This window comes from Vibrio ordalii ATCC 33509, assembly GCA_000257205.1.
Taxonomy (GTDB): Bacteria; Pseudomonadota; Gammaproteobacteria; order Enterobacterales; family Vibrionaceae; genus Vibrio; species Vibrio ordalii.
In genome coordinates, this window is sequence record AEZC01000084.1 from 1 (window position 1) to 1,676 (window position 1,676).

Annotated in this window: 2 protein-coding genes, 1 rRNA gene and 1 pseudogene; 1 reads left to right on the forward strand and 3 read right to left on the reverse strand. The window is 41.0% G+C overall.

Annotated features, from left to right (window positions below; translation table 11 throughout):
• The first annotated feature begins 207 nt into the window (after positions 1-207).
• Positions 208-322 (forward strand): 5S ribosomal RNA (gene rrf / locus VOR_RS0105525).
• Between the two features lie 227 nt (positions 323-549).
• Here rrf and VOR_RS0105530 read toward each other — a convergent pair.
• The 3 genes and pseudogenes from VOR_RS0105530 to VOR_RS19065 form a co-directional block, all read right to left on the reverse strand.
• The gene (locus tag VOR_RS0105530; protein WP_010318730.1) at positions 550-912 is read right to left on the reverse strand and encodes an HVO_A0114 family putative DNA-binding protein; all 363 of its coding nucleotides are present in this window, start codon (positions 910-912) and stop codon (positions 550-552) included.
• A gap of 156 nt (positions 913-1,068) precedes the next feature.
• Positions 1,069-1,272: a hypothetical protein gene (locus VOR_RS0105535; RefSeq protein WP_000852433.1), complete on the reverse strand. Its 204-nt coding sequence runs from the start codon at positions 1,270-1,272 to the stop codon at positions 1,069-1,071.
• 61 nt (positions 1,273-1,333) lie between these two features.
• A pseudogene (locus VOR_RS19065) lies at positions 1,334-1,676 on the reverse strand (type II toxin-antitoxin system HipA family toxin); the annotation flags it as partial.

Sequence of the window (1,676 nt, forward strand, 5' to 3'; positions counted from 1 at the left end):
ACGAGTAAGCAGTTCAACTAACTTGTCCGAGAAAGTTGTAGCTAACGTGATCTGCGCGGGCATGGCGAAGCGTTAGTTGCTTGCTCCTTACTTTATAGGAGCAACATAATGGAATTCTTAGCTGCATTTCTGACGGTTATTCTTTGCCTAATGGGTATCGCTGAAAAGCTATACTCTTGGTATAAGAAGAGTAAGTAACCATTTTTAGCTGGTAATCATAGCGCTGAGGTACCACCTGACCCCATTCCGAACTCAGAAGTGAAACTCAGTAGCGCCGATGGTAGTGTGGGGTTCCCCATGTGAGAGTAGGACATTACCAGCTTCCCCTTCATTTCTCACTTGCTAAACTGTTTTAGTAGTTATCTATTGAGTAACCTACTTCAACGAGGCTGTACACTTTACTAAGTGGCTTTTCAATATCAAGACCAATCGCTATAAACATTTTCCTAATTTAAATGATTAATCTAAGCAGGTTCTTTCCAAAACTTTCATAGGCTGAATTTTTGCTCGTGACACTTTTAAACTCAAAAGTGTCCAATTGTGTGTAATTCAAAGTAAAGGAGAACTGCCCATTACGATCTCGAACTTCGTAAACAACGCTATTGGTCGAGATTCCATTTCCCTCACATCCAGATAAGCAAAGCCCTTAGATGAAAGAGCTTCGAAAGCATCAGTAACATCCTTGATACTACGCCCACTCATTTCAGCAAGTTCATCAAGACTGTTTGGCTTCTCGCGAGCAATCAAATTCAACAGTTCAACATTTTCGTTAGACAACAGTTGTGAAAGCGCAGCCAGTGACTCAAACAAAAATTGAGGGTAAGGTTCTTCAGACGTCACTTTTCCTTCTGCAATGCGAATCATGCGCTTACGAGCAAGCTCTTCTGATAGAATGCCGATTTTTGCTTTCATACCATCCTCACTCCTAATAGTCGCCATCTAAATCGAACTGAATAATCATCGACGATCACATCTAATTCTTTTTTCATTTCTTGAGAAGGAGCAATCAACAGAAGTGGTTCTTACACGAAGTTTCTGTTAGACCACGGTTCTTTTCTTTTTCACGCTTCATTGCTGGCTACTCCCGTTTTTTATTGACGCAATCACTTTTAATAAATCGGTCGTGATTGCTGGGCATTTGTCATTCATAAAAACCGTTACTTCATCTCCAAATTTCATCGTTACGATACCGTTTTTATCGACACTTAACAGCGCGAAAGACTGCTTCAAGTCGAGAGTCGTGTTACTTCCATTGGTCGTGGTTTCAGCCATATTTCCCCTCACTGCTAACGAGTATGTTTACAATATGGGCAACAATTGTTACCTCAGATGTTTACTTAATTGTTCTGTTTAATTTTTCGACGATTTCAGTAGCATGTTGAAATATGGCGTCCTTTACTCGCGAAAACTCCTTTTCAGGAAATCGATTGTCTATAGAACTCAGTGCGCTACTAAATTGAGCGAGAAAGGCAAAGACGATTTCATGGCATTCAGCATTGCTGATACCAAACTGACTCGCTGTCTGCTCTATATGCCGTAAGCAAATCTTGCTGATATGGTATTTGTATCCTCGTGATGCTTGCAGTCCCATTGCTAGTTTTAGCTTGCGCTTATTTAACCCTGTAGCACTGACAGCGGGGTAAGCTGATAGCAAATCGTAGAACGGCGGTGTTTTT